The organism is Chachezhania antarctica, assembly GCF_003646465.1.
Lineage (GTDB): Bacteria > Pseudomonadota > Alphaproteobacteria > Rhodobacterales > Rhodobacteraceae > Chachezhania > Chachezhania antarctica.
In genome coordinates this window covers 88452-103632 of record NZ_QZEX01000009.1, presented here as the reverse complement: position 1 = coordinate 103632, position 15181 = coordinate 88452, and the positions used below count along the sequence as shown (strand labels likewise).

At 63.8% G+C, this 15181-nt stretch carries 14 protein-coding genes and 2 pseudogenes; 14 read left to right on the top strand and 2 right to left on the bottom strand.

Going from position 1 to position 15181, the window contains the following annotated elements; translation table 11 throughout:
* Positions 1 to 70: 70 nt before the first annotated feature.
* Entirely contained in the window at positions 71 to 1060 is a 990-nt protein-coding gene (locus D4754_RS17365; protein ID WP_163025957.1) for a TAXI family TRAP transporter solute-binding subunit, read from the bottom strand.
* A gap of 261 nt (positions 1061 to 1321) precedes the next feature.
* Positions 1322 to 2227 (bottom strand): helix-turn-helix domain-containing protein, encoded by a 906-nt coding sequence (locus D4754_RS17360; RefSeq protein WP_121066197.1) that lies wholly within the window; start codon positions 2225 to 2227, stop codon positions 1322 to 1324.
* 150 nt (positions 2228 to 2377) lie between these two features.
* On the opposite strand from D4754_RS17360, the gene D4754_RS17355 reads away from it, so the two are divergent.
* The 14 genes and pseudogenes from D4754_RS17355 to tnpC all read left to right on the top strand — a co-directional run.
* Positions 2378 to 3631 carry an amidase gene (locus D4754_RS17355; protein WP_121066194.1) on the top strand — a complete coding sequence of 418 codons (1254 nt, stop codon included), beginning with the start codon at positions 2378 to 2380 and terminating at the stop codon, positions 3629 to 3631.
* Positions 3632 to 3819: 188 nt separating this feature from the next.
* Positions 3820 to 5469, top strand: a complete 1650-nt coding sequence (locus D4754_RS17350) for a class I adenylate-forming enzyme family protein (RefSeq protein WP_121066420.1) — start codon at positions 3820 to 3822, stop codon at positions 5467 to 5469.
* Positions 5469 to 5876 carry a PaaI family thioesterase gene (locus tag D4754_RS17345; protein ID WP_121066191.1) on the top strand — a complete coding sequence of 136 codons (408 nt, stop codon included), beginning with the start codon at positions 5469 to 5471 and terminating at the stop codon, positions 5874 to 5876. The genes D4754_RS17350 and D4754_RS17345 overlap by 1 nt, the downstream gene beginning before the upstream one ends.
* The gene (locus tag D4754_RS17340; RefSeq protein WP_121066188.1) at positions 5873 to 6880 is read left to right on the top strand and encodes an NADPH:quinone oxidoreductase family protein; all 1008 of its coding nucleotides are present in this window, start codon (positions 5873 to 5875) and stop codon (positions 6878 to 6880) included. Before D4754_RS17345 ends, D4754_RS17340 begins: the two co-directional genes overlap by 4 nt.
* A 377-nt stretch (positions 6881 to 7257) precedes the next feature.
* Positions 7258 to 8535 (top strand): aromatic ring-hydroxylating oxygenase subunit alpha, encoded by a 1278-nt coding sequence (locus D4754_RS17335; RefSeq protein WP_121066185.1) that lies wholly within the window; start codon positions 7258 to 7260, stop codon positions 8533 to 8535.
* A complete protein-coding gene (locus D4754_RS17330) occupies positions 8532 to 9059 on the top strand; it encodes an aromatic-ring-hydroxylating dioxygenase subunit beta (RefSeq protein ID WP_163025956.1) in 528 nt (175 codons plus the stop codon). Before D4754_RS17335 ends, D4754_RS17330 begins: the two co-directional genes overlap by 4 nt.
* Positions 9060 to 9143: 84 nt before the next feature.
* Positions 9144 to 10178 carry an ABC transporter substrate-binding protein gene (locus tag D4754_RS17325; RefSeq protein ID WP_121066181.1) on the top strand — a complete coding sequence of 345 codons (1035 nt, stop codon included), beginning with the start codon at positions 9144 to 9146 and terminating at the stop codon, positions 10176 to 10178.
* A gap of 12 nt (positions 10179 to 10190) precedes the next feature.
* Positions 10191 to 10982: an ABC transporter ATP-binding protein gene (locus D4754_RS17320; RefSeq protein ID WP_121066178.1), complete on the top strand. Its 792-nt coding sequence runs from the start codon at positions 10191 to 10193 to the stop codon at positions 10980 to 10982.
* Positions 10983 to 10986: 4 nt separating this feature from the next.
* Positions 10987 to 11832: an ABC transporter permease gene (locus tag D4754_RS17315; RefSeq protein ID WP_121066175.1), complete on the top strand. Its 846-nt coding sequence runs from the start codon at positions 10987 to 10989 to the stop codon at positions 11830 to 11832.
* Positions 11833 to 11861: 29 nt separating this feature from the next.
* Positions 11862 to 12227: an antibiotic biosynthesis monooxygenase family protein gene (locus D4754_RS17310; protein ID WP_121066173.1), complete on the top strand. Its 366-nt coding sequence runs from the start codon at positions 11862 to 11864 to the stop codon at positions 12225 to 12227.
* A gap of 128 nt (positions 12228 to 12355) precedes the next feature.
* On the top strand, positions 12356 to 13807 hold the full coding sequence (locus D4754_RS17305; protein ID WP_476727332.1) for a gamma-glutamyltransferase family protein: 1452 nt from the start codon (positions 12356 to 12358) through the stop codon (positions 13805 to 13807).
* 1 nt (position 13808) lies between these two features.
* Positions 13809 to 14117: a non-heme iron oxygenase ferredoxin subunit gene (locus D4754_RS17300; protein WP_205589657.1), complete on the top strand. Its 309-nt coding sequence runs from the start codon at positions 13809 to 13811 to the stop codon at positions 14115 to 14117.
* Positions 14118 to 14189: 72 nt separating this feature from the next.
* Positions 14190 to 14346: pseudogene (locus D4754_RS17295) on the top strand (IS6-like element ISPmar1 family transposase); the annotation flags it as partial.
* Positions 14347 to 14427: 81 nt separating this feature from the next.
* Positions 14428 to 15096, top strand: a pseudogene (tnpC, locus tag D4754_RS17290) (IS66 family transposase); the annotation flags it as partial.
* Positions 15097 to 15181 lie beyond the last annotated feature (85 nt).

Here is a 15181-nt window from a genome sequence, read left to right as displayed (position 1 = left end):
CGTCTGACAGCGCTGGAAGGAAAGGGATGGTCCCCGCGCGGGGGGAGGAGCCACGCAGGGACCGGCCCGGCTACATGAGCCCGGCTTCCTTGTAGGCGCGCAGTGCGCCTTCATGGAACGGAACGACATCCTGAGCGATCATGCCCTCCGGCGTGAACCGCGACATGGCCGAGCTGACGGCCGCCATCGAACCCGGATGGTCGAGCATCGCCTTGGTCACGGCATAGGCCGCGTCGTCGTCCATGTCTTCGGTTGCAAAGAGGATGATCGAGGTCGTCACCGTCTGGACATCACCGTCGCCGCCGGGGTTGGCATCGGCTGCGATGGTCCAGGGCTTCAGCTTGTACTTCTCGATCACGGCGGCGGCCGCATCGTCGGGCACCGCCAGCAGTTTCAGATCGGTCGCTTCCGACATCTGCGCCAGCGACGAATGTCCTTCGAACAAAGTGTTGGCCAGCAGATCGACCCGGCCGTCGCGCATCAGGCCTGTCTGTTCGCCCGACGCTTGAAACTGGACCGAGCCGCCCCAGGATTCGACATCCTCAAGGCTGACGCCAAGCGCCTCCAGCGTGGATTCGGTGATGGCCGAGGTCAGAAGGCCGCGGCGGTTGAACACCAGACGCACCGGCGGCTTGGCTTCGACGAGGTCGTTCAGGTCTTCCAGCCCGTACTTTTCCGCAAAGTCGCGGCGGGCGATCCACCAGACCGGCGCCCAGTCATACAGGACGGCAATGGCGCGCAGGCCCTCGACCGGTTCCTTGAACGGTTCCGTCCCGGCGCTGGCGAAAGCCAGGTCGCCGTCATTGGCCATGCCAAGCGCGCAGGTGCCCTTCTGGACCTGCACCACGTTGGCCAGACCGCCGGATGACGTCTGGTAGGTGATGGTGGAGCCGGGACGCTCTTCCTTCACGGCGGCATCTAGCCCCGCGCCGACCAGCGACCAGAGCCCGCCTGGGCTGGCGCCGCAGACGGATTCGTTGATTTCCTGCGCCGATACCGGCGTCGAGACCGCGGCACCAAGGCAAAGCGCGGTGGTAGTGGCAATTGCTGAGAACTTCATATTCCAACCCTGTCTGAGTGTCATTGGCCCCGACCGAAATGACGACAGGGGCGATGGCTCCGAATGGCGGAGTGGGACATGAACGATCCATGTCTCTCCTCAAGCGAAGCACAGGATTGGGCTATCGCCCAGAGAAATCTCAAAAATGGTACGAATTTACTTTTGTGGGCCACAACCGTGGCGCGCATGGGGGTCTCGCCGCCCTATGCGTAAGCGAATTTGCCTAAAATTCGTGCAGAATGGAGGCCCTGGATTCAGCTCTCACCCCCCAAGGTGACCGTTCTCGCGGTCTACGGCTTCCAGCAATCCGCGCAGATAATTCGCGGCTTCCCGCCCTTTCAGGGCCTCGCGCCACATCTGGTCCACGATACCTTCGTGCAGCAAGATCGCTTCGGACGTGTTGGTGATCGTAGCCACCCCCAGCCGGATGTTGGGCTGTTCCCCCAGCCGGAATGGGCTGATCGACAGCGTCTTGGAATCGCCCTTGCGGAAGATCTGAAAGCTGGTGTGGGGGAGGGTACCGGTGATCAGGCCAACCTGGATGCCGATCGGTTCGCTTTCGATCAGGTCGATGAAATGGATCACTTCGCGCCGGGCGCGGGCGCGGCGTTCTTCAAGGTCATCAGGGGGCACAAAGGGTTGGCCCACGAAGCCCGACCGCAGCAGGCGCACGATGTCGTGGGCCGACATCAAGTTTACCACGGTAGGCCGTCGTGCCAGGTAATTGCGCTTTCTTTCATGAAGGATTTCGACGATCCGGTCGATATCTGCCAGGGTCCGGTCCCGATGATCTGCCCCTTCGGGCACGCTTTCTTTCAACAACCGTTCAAGGGCTTCGTGAAAGTCATCCGATGCCAGCAGGAAGGAAATCGGCCCCGCCAGCACGATGATCTGGTTCGCCTCGGCCTCCAGCTGCCGCAGTCGTTCGAAGTACGTGACGGCCGACGGGATGTATTCGATCTCGACCCCCAGCAGTGTCGCCAGCGAGACATTCAGCAGGTCTGCCAACCCGGTTAGCGCCTCGATCTTGACGACCTCGCCCTTCTCGAACCGATAGACCGCGGTGCGCGAGATGCCGATCCGCCGTGCCACTTCTTCCGCGCTCATGCCCGAGCCAAGGCGGAACGCCCGCAACCGTTTGCCGATTTCTTCGTACTGGACGCTCACCGCTGACCCCGTTCACATTGTGTCGTTGCCCAGACTGAACCAAAACCGCGCGTCGTGGGCAATTCGGAACCGACGGCGTGTTGCATTTCGCTTGCGTGCGGATCAAATGCCGGAAACCGTGCCAGAAACGGAACATTCCCGAGGCCATCCATGGACCCGACCCAAGCCGACATCGCCACCCTTCGGACCGAAATCGCCACCGGGCGTCTGACCATTCCGGCCGTGATCGAGGCGCATTTGGACCGGATCGCCGTCCGGGATGGCGCGATTGGGGCCTTTGTACATGTGGCGGCGGATTCCGCGCTGAAAGAAGCCGCGGCGGGAGCGCAAGGCCGGTTGGCCGGGATTCCCTTCGGCGTGAAGGACGTTCTGGACACCGCAAACATGCCGACCGAACACGGCAGTGCGCTGTATTCCGGGCATGTGCCGCCGTTTGATGCGGGCTCTGTCGCGCGGTTACGCCGGGCAGGGGCCATCGTTCTGGGCAAGACCGCCACGGCGGAGTTCGCTGGAACGGCCGCGCCGGCGACCTGTCACCCTATGGATTCTGGGCGCACGCCCGGGGGCTCCTCCAGTGGATCGGCGGCAGCGGTGGCGGCAGGCATGGCCACCTTTGCGCTTGGCACGCAGACAGGCGGGTCCGTCCTGCGTCCGGCGGCGTTCTGTGGTGTCGCCGGGTTCAAGCCGACTCACGGCGCCTGGCCCGTGTCGGGGATGCTCCCCGCGGCGCACGGCTTCGACGCGGTCGGCGCCATCGCACGTTCCGCGGATGACCTGGCCGAGATCCACGCCGCGATGATGCATCTCCCATCGCCCGTGGCGCCCGATGCGCCGTTGTCGATCGGGCTTTGCCGGACCCACTTGTGGGACACCGTGTCCGACGAGGCGGCCGCCATCGTTGAAGCCGCGGCCACCGCGTTCGCGCGGGCCGGTATCGTTGTCGTGGAGCGCAACCTGCCGCCGGGGTTCGAGGACCTGACCGCCCACCGCAGACTGGTCAACGCCTTTGAAAGGGCTGGAAACATGGAAAGCTGGGCCGTCGTGATCGACGGCGCGCGCCCCGAATCGCAAGAGGTTTTCGCGCGGGGGCAGAACGTGGACGGCGCTGCCTATTCCACCTCTGCTGCGGCCCTGGACACCGCCCGATCCCGGATTGGCGAACTGTTCGGCGGCAGCGACGTTCTTCTGACGGCCGTCACGCCGGGCGTCGCACCCGAAGGCCTGGCCAGCACCGGCGACCCGCGTCTTCAGGAGTTATGGAGCACCCTGCGCTGTCCCGCAGTGACCGTGCCTTTCGGAGCCGGAATTGCAGGTTTGCCGATCGGCGTGCAACTGGTCGCGCGGCCCTGGGCGGATGTGCGACTTCTGGATGCCGCGCGCCATCTGGAGCGTCTGAGGGGCTGACCAGGCCCAAGGTGACGCTGACTTTTTAGGCGTTGAAACCGTACAGGAAACGGAATTTTCCAAAGAGAGATTTTGTTATTGAAACGGTTCCGGTGCTAGAGTACCAGAAATGGAACTAAATTCGGGTCTATCCCGATCCTGAAACAGAGGACCAGATGGCAGAAGACCAGCCTCTTTCCCCCCAGAACATGCTCACCCGACTGTCGCCCGACATGGTCGAGCACTTTACTAGGGCGGGTTTCTGGTCTGACGACACGATCTACGATTGCGTCTGTCGCCATGCGGCGCAGCAACCGGACCGCGTCGCTATCCTCGACCACGGGATTGCGCTGACCTACGGCGCGCTGGCCGATCTGTCCGCCCGCATGGCCGCGCGGCTGGCGACAGCGGGCCTGAAGCCGGGCGACCGGGTTGCGGCATGGGTCAGCAGCCGCGCCGAAGTGTCTGTCCTTCTGTCGGCCTGCGCGGCGGGGGGATTCGTCCTGTGCCCATCGCTTCACCGCAATCATACCGTGGGCGAGATCTGCGCACTGCTAGGCCGCATGCGCGCGCGCGCCCTGATCGTCGAAGCCGGGTTCGGCGCCGATGCGGATCGTCACGACATCCTGACAGGGGCTGCCGAAGCGGCCGACCTGGCCTATACCTGCGTCCTGTCCCGCGCCGCGCCCCGCACGGCCGAAGACATTGGGGTCGCGCTGGATCTGGGCTCCGAAAAGGTCACAGCAAACCGCGATGGAACCGATATCGTCTACCTCGCCTTCACCTCCGGTACCACGGGCGAGCCAAAGGGCGTCATGCACTCGTCGAACACGCTGCTGGCCAATGCCCGTGCGCTGGCCGGCGACTGGGGGTTCGATGCGACCAGCGTGACGTATTCGCTGGGTCCGCTCAGCCACAACCTGGGCTTCGGGGCGCTGGTGCTGACGCTTCTGACGGGCGGAGAGCTGGTGATCCACGACTTGCCCCGCGGCAGGCCGCTGCTGAACAGGCTGCGGGATCTGAAGGCGACGTTCCTGTTCGGTGTCCCGGCCCATGCGATGGATCTGCTGGCAGAAATCGAAGCCGACGGCGGCCCGAAACCGGCGCTGCCCGACCTCCGGGGCTTCCGGATTTCCGGCGCCGCGGTGCCGGCCTGGGTGGTCGAACGCCTGATCGGTCAGGGTATCACGCCGCAATCGGGCTATGGTATGACAGAGGCTTGCTCGCATCACTACACGCGCCCGGGCGATACGCCGGACCGCGTGGTGGGCACATCGGGCCGGTCCTGCCCCGGCTATGAAGTGAAAGTATTTGCCATCGACGATCCGAACCGCGTTCTCCCTGCGGGCGAAATCGGCCATGTCGGCGGCCGCGGGGCCAGCCTGATGATGGGTTACTTTGACGATCAGGCGGCGACCGAACGGGCCTTCAACGCGGATGGCTGGTTCATGACCGGCGACCTGGGGCGCATGGATGCCGACGGCTACCTTACGCTGACCGGCCGGTTGAAAGAGATCATCATCCGCGGGGGGCATAACATTCACCCCGCGCGGATCGAACAACTGACAATGCGCCATCCCGGAGTCGAACGCGTTGCGGCCCTTGGCGTGCGCGACGAACGGCTGGGCGAGAAGGTGTGTCTTGTGGTCATGCCCAAGAACGGCGCGCTGGATCCGCAGTCGGTGCTGCATCACCTGTTTGAGGCGGGACTGTCGAAGTACGACATGCCGGAATACTATCTTGAAGTGGACGAGATCCCTCTGTCGGCGTCTGGAAAGATGCTGAAACGCGCCCTGCTTCCCGATATCGATGCCGGACGGCTGACGCCCATGCCGGTCCGGTTCACTGAGACGGCGTGATGTCTCTCATCCCCCGGCTGGAAGAGGAACTGACCCGACCGCCTTTCAACGCCTGGCTTGGCCTGCGCGCGCTGTCGGCGGAAGACGGGCAGGTGCAGATCGCGCTGCCGTTCCGGCCCGAGCTGGTCGGCGGGACGGATCCCGAATTCGTGCATGGCGGTATACTGGCGAGCCTTGCGGATATCGCGGGCCACGCCGTGGCGGCTGTGTCGCTGGGTCAGCCTGCGCCCACCATCGCGTTGTCGGTCGATTATCTGCGCGCCGCGCCGGCGGTCGAACTGACGGCCACGGCCATGCTCCGCCGCCTGGGCCGATCCGTCGTCCGGGTGGACGTGGAGATCCACGCAGGCGAGCGCCTTGTCGCTCTGGCGCGGGGCAGTTTCAACAACCCGGGAGGATCGGCATGAACACCACCACCAAGGCTGTCGTCATCGACGATTTCGGCCCTATCGACGCGGCGAACTTTCGCGAGATAACCCTGCCCGAACCGGGCGCGGGAGAGCTTTTGATCGATGTCGCCTTCGTTCCCGCGAATTTCGTCGACACGCTTGTTTTCACCGGCAAATACCAGTTCCTGCCTGAACGCCCCTTTACCCCGGGCAAGGGCCCCACGGGGACGGTTGTTGCCGTCGGCCCGGACGTGACCGGGTTTGAAGAAGGCGACCGGGTGCTGTCGATGGCGGAAAGCGGCGGCTATGCGGGGCAGGCCATCGTGCCGGTCGTGAACACCTACAAGCTGCCTGGCAATGTCTCGTGCGAGGATGCGGCGGTCCTGTCGCTTGCCTTCGATACCGCGTGGGTGTCGCTGTTCGAGCGAGGACGGTTTGCGCCGGGTGAGACCGTATTGGTTCTGGGCGCGACGGGCGCCGTGGGCAACGCCGCGATCCAGCTGGCCCATGCGCGCGGGGCCAAGGTTATCGCGGCGGTCTCATCGCCCGCGCGCGAGGCCGAGGTCCGCGCTGCCGGTGCGGACGGGATCGTGGACCTGTCGCAACCCGACCTGCGCAACAGCGTGCGCGAACAGGTCCGGGCGCAGACGGACGGGAAGGGCGCGGATATCGTGATCGACCCGATCGGGGGCGATATCTTCGACGCCGCACTTCGGGCGGTTGCATGGCGCGGGCGCGTTGTTGTCATCGGCTTTGCGGCGGGGCGTATCCCCGAGATCAAGGCGAATTATCTGCTGCTGAAGAACATGGAAGTGTCGGGAATCCAGGTTTCCGACTACCGCAAGCGGATGCCGGAACTGATGCAGGGGGCCTTTGCCGAGATCCTGTCGCTGGCCGGTGAGGGCAAGATCACGGCCGGTGCGCGCCAGCATTATCCGCTGGACCAATGGGCACAGGCACTGGACGATCTGCTGAACCGAAAGGTGAATGGCCGGGCTTTGCTGGTGCCGCCGCAAGGTTGAGGGCTGACTCCTTCGATCCTTCTGGAATGCCGACCGCGGCGCGCCTTTTCCGGCGCGCTGTTTCGTTTTCGGGATTTGCGCCAGAAAATCTGTAGCTCCTCGGTTGAGCTGCAGAGATGGCGAATCTAGAACAACGCTCTTTGCATAAAACCTGATTTGCCTTCAGCTAATGGGGTCAGGCCACTATTGGATGCAGCCTGTGGTGGAATTCGTCCCATTAAATGCACATAAATTACCCATTTAAGGGTGGTTTGGCGCATTGTTTCAAAAATAGTACAGATTGTTTTGACAGGGTCGCCTGTCGGCGGGCACGCTGACCCCAGAACGTACGGGCGGCTTACTGCCTGAGGCAGGTCGCCCCGACGCGGAGGTTAGACATGGGCAACATGACCCAATTCCCGGATCACTCCAAGGAGGCGCCCGATGCTGAGCGGCTGAAGGCATATTCCTGGCCCGACGATCCGACACTGGTGCCCGAGTGGATCTACACAGACGAATACATCGCCGAGCTTGAGCAGCAGCGCATCTTCCAAGGCCACACCTGGAATTACTGTGGCCTTGAGGTCGAAGTGCCGGAGCCGGGCAGCTATATCCGGTCCTACCTTGGATCCATGCCCATCATCGTCACCCGCGACGAGGAGGGCGAGATCCACGCGTTCGAGAACCGCTGCGCCCACCGCGGGGCCGAGTTCTGCAAGACCTACCGCGGCAAGACCGAAACCTTCATCTGTCCCTATCACCAGTGGACCTATGGCCTTGACGGCGCCTTGATCTCGGTCCCGTTCCGCCGGGGTGTGAAGGGAAAGGGGGGCATGCCCAAGGACTTCGACATGGAGGCGAATTCGTTGCGCCGCCTGAATGTCACCACCCGCAACGGCGCGATCTTCGTATCGTCGCAGGACGACATGGAGCCGTTCGAAGACTACCTTGGCCCGATGATGGTCGAACAGTTCGACACCGTGTTCGACGGGCGTCCGCTGAAGCTGCTGGGCGTGCACCGGAACATCCTTGAAGGCAACTGGAAGCTCTACCAGGAGAACCTGAAGGACACCTATCACGCGACGCTGCTACACACTTACCTGACCACATTCGGTCTGTTCGTGGCGTCGAACGAAACCTTCGTGATGACAGACGATACGGGCCGGCACAGCACCACCTGCAACCGCCGGCCCGAAGGCCGCCCCGACGCGGACGAGACGACGGCCGAGATCGGATCGTTCCATTCCGCGATGCAACTGGCCGATCCGTCGGTGCTGAATTACGTCAAGGAATCCGACAGCCAGTGGACATCCAACGCGATGACCGTCTGGCCGAACCTTGTCCTGATCCGGCAGACCAACATCTTTTCGGCCCGCCAGATCGTGCCAATGGGGCCGAACAAGTTCATGCTGATCTGGTGCAGCTTCGGCTATGCCGACGACGATCCGGAAATGCTGGAACACCGGCTGAAGCAGAATAATATCTTCGGCCCCGGCGGGTTTATCGGCATCGACGACAACGAGGTGATCAAATTCGTGGCCGACGGCGCGCAGCGCGGCGCCGGGCGCGATGGCGTGATCCCGCTGGGCCGCGATGACGAACCGTCCGATACCGTGATCACCGACCGTGCGTTGCGCGGCATGTATTCGTGGTACCGAAAGGAGATGGGTCTGTGAACGTCGACGAGATCGAACCGCAGATCGCCGAACCTGCGACCCTGTCGCTGGACGACCGGCGGAAGCTGAGTTTCCTGGTCGAGGAGTTCAACTGTCTCTATGCCGAGGCGCTGGACGAAGGCCGCATTGCCGACTGGCCCGGGTTCTTCACCGAAGATGCGGTCTACAAGCTGTTGGCGCGGGACAATGCCGAAGCGGGTCTGCCGCTGTCGCTGATGTACTGCGCGGGCAAGGGCATGCTGAAGGACCGGGCCTACGCGATCGAGTACACCGAGATGTTCGCGCCGCGATACACCAAGCACCAGATCTCGAACACGCGGGTGCTGGGGCGCGAGGGCGATATTGTCACCGCCCGGTCCAACTATTCCATCTTCGAAACCCTGGTGGATGAACCGACCGAGATTCTTCAGGTCGGCACTTATCACGACCGCTTCGTGATCGAAGGCGACCGGCTTCTGCTGAAGGAAAGGTGCGCGCTCTACGACACGGTCTGCGTGCCGATCTGCGTGGTGTTCCCGCCGTAAGCGGGGCCTGCAACCGACTGAAAGACCAACAATAAAATACGACCAGAACGGGCATACCCGGACTGGCCAACAAGGAGACGTGAAATGACCAGACATTCCTTCCTTTCCGGCCGGTTCGGCCGCAGGACCCTGTTGGCGGGGCTGACGGCCCTGCTGCCGTTGGCCGCGATCCCCGCCGCAGCCCAGGACATGGACGAGCTGACGATGCGGCTGGAATGGACTGCCTTCGTGGCTCACCTTCCGCTGCACCTGGCCGTTGAAAAGGGCTGGTTCGAAGATGCGGGCCTTGATGTCGATATCGAGGACGGCAACGGCTCGACCACCACGGTCAGCCTCGTGGGCACTGGCCAGTTCGACCTTGGTCATGCCGCGCTGTCGTCGGCCGCTGTCGGCAATGCCGCCGGGCTCGACGTGGTGGCGCTGGCCTCGTACATGGCGAAAAGCCCGCTGGGGATCATCTATTCCAAGGATTCCGGCATCGAGACGTTGGAAGACCTTAAGGGCAAGACAGTGATCTACACGCCGGGCTCGTTCGAGACGCCCTTCATCGAACCCTTCTTCAAGATGAATGGCATCGACCCGTCCGAGATCGATCTGGTGGGCGTCGAAGCCTCGGCCAAGATTTCCAGCTATGCCACCGGCAACGCCGATGCCTTCATCACCACGGTTCCTGGCGACATGCCCCATGTCGAGGAACAGCGAGAGTCCGATTACTTCCTGTTCGCCGATCACGGGCTGAACCTGCCGGCCTTCGGCATCATCGCCAACACGGAATCGCTGGATGAAAAGGGCGACGCGATCAAACGCTTCACCTCGGTCGTGTCGGCAGCATGGGAATACATCCTGGACGGCCACGAACAGGAAGCCGCCGAAGCGGTGATGAAACAGCGCCCCGATGCGCCGACTTCGGTCGAACGGCTGGTCGCGGAATTCCAGCTGAACAAACCCTACTACGCGGGTGGCGGCGCCTTCCCGGGCACCATGTCGGCCGATGAATGGGGCACCGTTCTGGAAGAAATGAAGGCCGCCGACATCATCACGGCCGGGACCGATCCCGCCGATTACATCAGCACCGACTACAACGACGCCGACTACGGTCGCGGCATCGTTTCCAAGTAAGACGGCAGATCCATGAGCGATACCATCACCGCCCCTGCCCAGACCAGCTATGCCATCGAAATTGACGGCGCCGGCAAGACCTATGGCACGGGCGAAGGGGCGGTGACGGCGCTCGATCTTGTGAACCTCGATGTCCGCAAGGGCGAATTCATCAGCCTTCTAGGGCCCTCGGGCTGCGGAAAGACCACGCTTCTGCGGATGATCGCGGGGCTGGAAGACCCGACCCACGGCAGCATCTGGCTGCCTGGGCGCGGACTTGACGGGCTGGGCTTCGTGTTCCAGCGCGACGCGCTGGTGAACTGGCGGACCATCATCGAAAACGTCCTGCTTCCCCTCGAATTCAAGGGTCGGCGGACCCGCGCGTCGCGCGACCGCGCGAAGGAGCTTCTGGCGACCTTCGGCCTGAACGGGTTCGAGGACCGCAACCCTTGGGAGCTGTCGGGCGGCATGCGCCAGCGCGCGGCCATTTGCCGGGCGATGATCGACGATCCGCAACTGCTGTTGATGGATGAACCCTTCGGCGCGCTCGACGCGCTGACGCGGGACGATCTGAACGTTGAACTGCAGGCGCTTTGGCCCGATCCCGAAAAGACGGCCGTCTTCGTGACCCATTCGATCAACGAAGCCGTCTACCTGTCCGACCGCGTTGTCGTGATCTCGGACAAGCCGGGCCGCATCGTCGATATCACCGATATTCCCTTCCCGCGGCCCCGCCCGCTGGAAATCCGGGAAGAGCCCGAATTCGGCAGCATCGCCCGCCATCTGCGAGCCGTGCTCGACGGCCACAGCAGCCGGAGGCCCTGATCCGATGAAGAACCCGCTCAGCTACATCCCCATGCAGATCTGGACCATCGTCGGCATCTTCGCCATCTGGCAGGCCGGGGTGATGATCTTCGACGTGAAGCCGATCATCCTGCCGCCGGTGCCCATGGTCCTGTCCGAACTGTTCGGCAATTTCGAACTTTACCTGCGCCACGGCGGGCACACGCTGGGCAACACGCTGATCGCCTTCGTGATCTCCGTCGTCGTGGGCATCGGGATGGCCATCGGTATCGTCTATTCGAAGTTCCTTGAAAGGACGCTTTATACCCTGCTGGTGACGCTCAACAACGTCCCCAAGGTGGCACTGGCGCCGCTTTTCGTCATCTGGATGGGAACGGGCAACGCGTCGAAAATCGCGATGGGGGTGCTGATCTCGATCTTTGCCATTGTCATCGACACGGTGCTGGGGCTGCGCTCGCTGCATCCCGACCTGATCGATCTCGGCCGCGCGATGCGCGGGTCGGAACTCAAGGTGCTGATCAAGCTGCGCCTGCCCAATGCGATGCCGTCGATCCTGGCGGGCATGAAGGTCGCCATCTCGCTGGCGCTTGTTGGCGCCATCGTGGGTGAGTTCGTGGCCGCGCAAAACGGGCTTGGCTTCGTGATCCTGTCCTCGCAAGGCGCGTTCCGGGTGGACCGGGTCTATGCCTCGATCATCGTGCTCTCTGCCATTGGCACCGGGCTTTACTACGCGATGGAATACGCGGAATCGAAGCTGATCCCCTGGCATGAAAGCCGCCGCGGATCGGCCCGCCCGACGCCGTCGAAGCCTCCACAGAAACCGGCCCAACCTGCTGCCGCGGATCCCGTGCGCAGCGACGCCAAGGCCTGACCCAACCCCAACCCGAAAGGACCGATCCCATGGCCATGACCCCGCTTGCCGACAAGGGCAACATTCTTCACATCTTCGACTTCAAGGTTAAGGACGGGATGGGCGGAGAGTTCATCAAGCGCTTCGAGAAGTTCGATTATTCCGACGACAACCCGATGCACAAATCCCCCGCGCAGGTGCGCGACGGCGTGCTTTGCCGGGCAGCGGACGATCCGAACCGGTTCTTCCTGATCGGCGAATGGAAAAGCATCGCCGAGCACAAGGAAATCCTGCCACTGATCGCCGAGCTGAAGCCCGATTATGCGCCGCTGCTGGCGGATGGCCCCGCGTCGATGAAGCCGCTCTATGTCGAGGTCGTGGTCAGCACGCCCCAGGAAATCCTCGACAAAGCCTGATCCGGACCGGAGCGCCTGACGTGAAAGAGGTCCGCTGGGACAGCCGGAAACCCGCAGCCCGGGCGCCCGCCATCGGCCGCGAAGCGGTCGCGACATCGCATCCCCTCGCCGCGCAGGCGGGGCTTGCGATGCTGCGCGCGGGCGGCAACGCGGTGGATGCGGCCCTGGCCGCCGGCATTGCGCTGGTGGTGCTGGAACCGGTCTCGACCGGGCTGGGTGGCGATGCCTTTGCCATGGTTGCCGAACCCGGGCAAGCGCCGGTGGTGCTGAACGGCTCGGGCCGGGCGCCCATGGCCTGGACCGATGACCGCATCGCCGCGCTTGACCGCCTGCCGGCGCGCGGATGGGCCAGCGTCTCCACCCCTGGCCTTGTCGCGGCCTGGGTGGACCTGTCGGACCGCTTCGGCACCCTGCCGTTCGAGACGCTCTTCGAACCGGCCATCGACTGGGCCCGCGACGGCGCGCCGCTGGCCCCCGGTGTGCGCGGCCGCTGGCAGATCCAGGTCGATGGCCTGAAAGACCAGCCCGGTTTCGCGCAGGCCTACCTACCCCAAGGTGCCGTACCGCAGCCCGGCATGATCTTCCGCCAGCCCGACCTTGCCGCCAGTCTTGAAGCGATCGCCAGCACCCGGGGCCGTACCTTCTATGACGGACCCTTGGCCGATGAGATGGCGGAGCACGCGGCCCGGTTCGGCGGCCTGCTGTCCCGCGAGGATCTGGCGGCGCATCGTTCCGAATGGATGCCCGCGCTATCGTCGTCACCGCCGGGCGCCTCGTGGGCAGATCTGCACGTCGCGCCGCCCAACGCGCAGGCGCTGGTGATCGAGCTTACCCTGGCCATCCTTGGCCATTTCGAGGCGCCCTGGAGCAACCCTGACGGCGTCGAAGGCCGGCATCTTCAGATCGAGGCCTTCAAGTGCGCTTCGGCCGATATTGCCGCCGCACTTGGTGACCCCGACGGACAGGCCCTGACGCTCGAAGCCCTGCGGGACCTGGATCATGCGGCACGGCGGGCGGCCAAGATCCAGCGCCGGGCGGCACTGTCGACGCCCGGCCTGCCCGGGCAGGGCGGGACGGTGGCGATTACCGCGGCCGACCGCGACGGGCGGATGGTGTCTTTCCTGCAATCGAATTTCGTGGGCTTCGGCTCGGGTGTCGTCGTGCCCGGCACTGGCATCAGTTTTCACAACCGGCTGGGCGGCTTCACGCTTGACCCCGGCCACCCGAACCGGCTGGCGGCGCGCCGGCGTCCGCTTCATACGCTGATGCCGTCGCTGATCACGTCGGGCGGTCAGCCGCAGGCGGCCATCGGCGTGTCGGGCGGGAACATGCAGCCGCAGGTGCAGGTCGCGCTGGCGCTGCGTCTGCTGGCGGCGGGCGGAGAACCCCAGACCGCCATCGATACCCCGCGCCACCGGCATGTGGCGGGGATGGAGATCAACCTCGAAGCCGGCATTCAACCGCATGTCGTCGCGGGTCTGGCCGAACGGGGCCACCGGATCGCGGCGCCGGTGCCGGGCTACATGGATTTTGGCTCGGCCCAGATGCTCTGGCGGCTGGACGANGATGGCATGGCATGACGTGACCGAAACGGCAGCGGTGGGCGAGGGCGAGGTCCTGGGCGTGACGATCGGCGAGGAGTTGATCGCGCTCTATCGGATCGAGGATACGTTCTATGCGACGTCCAATGTCTGTACCCACGCCTTCGCCCTGCTGTCGGACGGCTACCTGGAAGACGACTGTATCGAATGCCCTCTCCACCAGGCCCTGTTCCACGTGCCCACGGGCGAAGCGCGGTCGCGTATCGCCAAGCGACCGCTGAAGACCTTCGCGGTAAAGGTGGAAAACGATCGGCTCCTTGTGGAAGTCCCGACCACGGTCGAGGCCTGACAGGCGTGCGGTTCTGTCGCAAACTTCGGCATGATACCCTAAGATCGCTGTGACAGTTCTCGAGGCCCGTCGATGGTGTCGTTCAAAGGCGCGCATTTTCCAAGGATGTCATCCTACATGCCGGGTTCTTCTACGTCAGATACGCCGTGTCGTACCGCGACCTCGAGGAAATCCTGGCTGAACGCGGGTGCATGTCGACCATACCACGTTGAACCGGTGGATCAGGAAAGGCCAGTTGGGCGACGCCTGCCCCTTCGCAATCTATGCAAGCCTTGCCGCCTGGACCGAGCCTGATGTGCTTCGACCGTGACCGACGAGAAAATTTGCGACGGAGCCAGGCGTGCTGCAGGCCGACGCCTATGGCGGATACAACGATCTTTACCGCGCTGATAGCGATCCGGGGCCCGTGACCAGCGCGCTGTGCTGGGCACATGCGCGCCGGAAGTTCTTCGAACTGGCCGACATCGCAGGCAACGTGCGCAAGGGCAAGCCCGCCCATCAGATCTCGCCGATCGCCCTGGAAGCGGTGAAACGGATCGACGCCATCTTCGACATCGAGCGCGAGATCAATGGGCTGGATGCCGATGCCCGGCTCGCCGCCCGTCAGGAACTCTCCCGTCCCCTAGTCGATAATCTCCATGACTGGCTGCAGGAAGAGCGCGCGAAACTGTCCAGACACAACAAGGTGGCCAAGGCGATCACTTACATGTTCGAGAAAGAGGGCCGGTGGCAGGCCTTTACCGCATTCCTTGATGACGGGCGCATCTGTCTGACGAACAATGCGGCCGAACGCGCCCTGCGCGGCGTGGCCCTGGGCCGGAAGTCATGGCTCTTTGCCGGCTCCGAGCGCGGCGGTGAGCGGGCCGAAGCCATGTACGCCCTTGTCGTCACTGCCAAAATGAACGACATCGATCCGTAGGCTTGGCTGGCCGATGTCCTCGCCCGGCTGCCCGACATGCCCGTCTCGCGCGTGTCGTAACTTCTGCCCTGGAACTGGAAGTGCCGGCCCCTCGCTGAGGCGGCATAACCATGCAGCTCAACAAGGTGTATTCCGTCAAGACCAT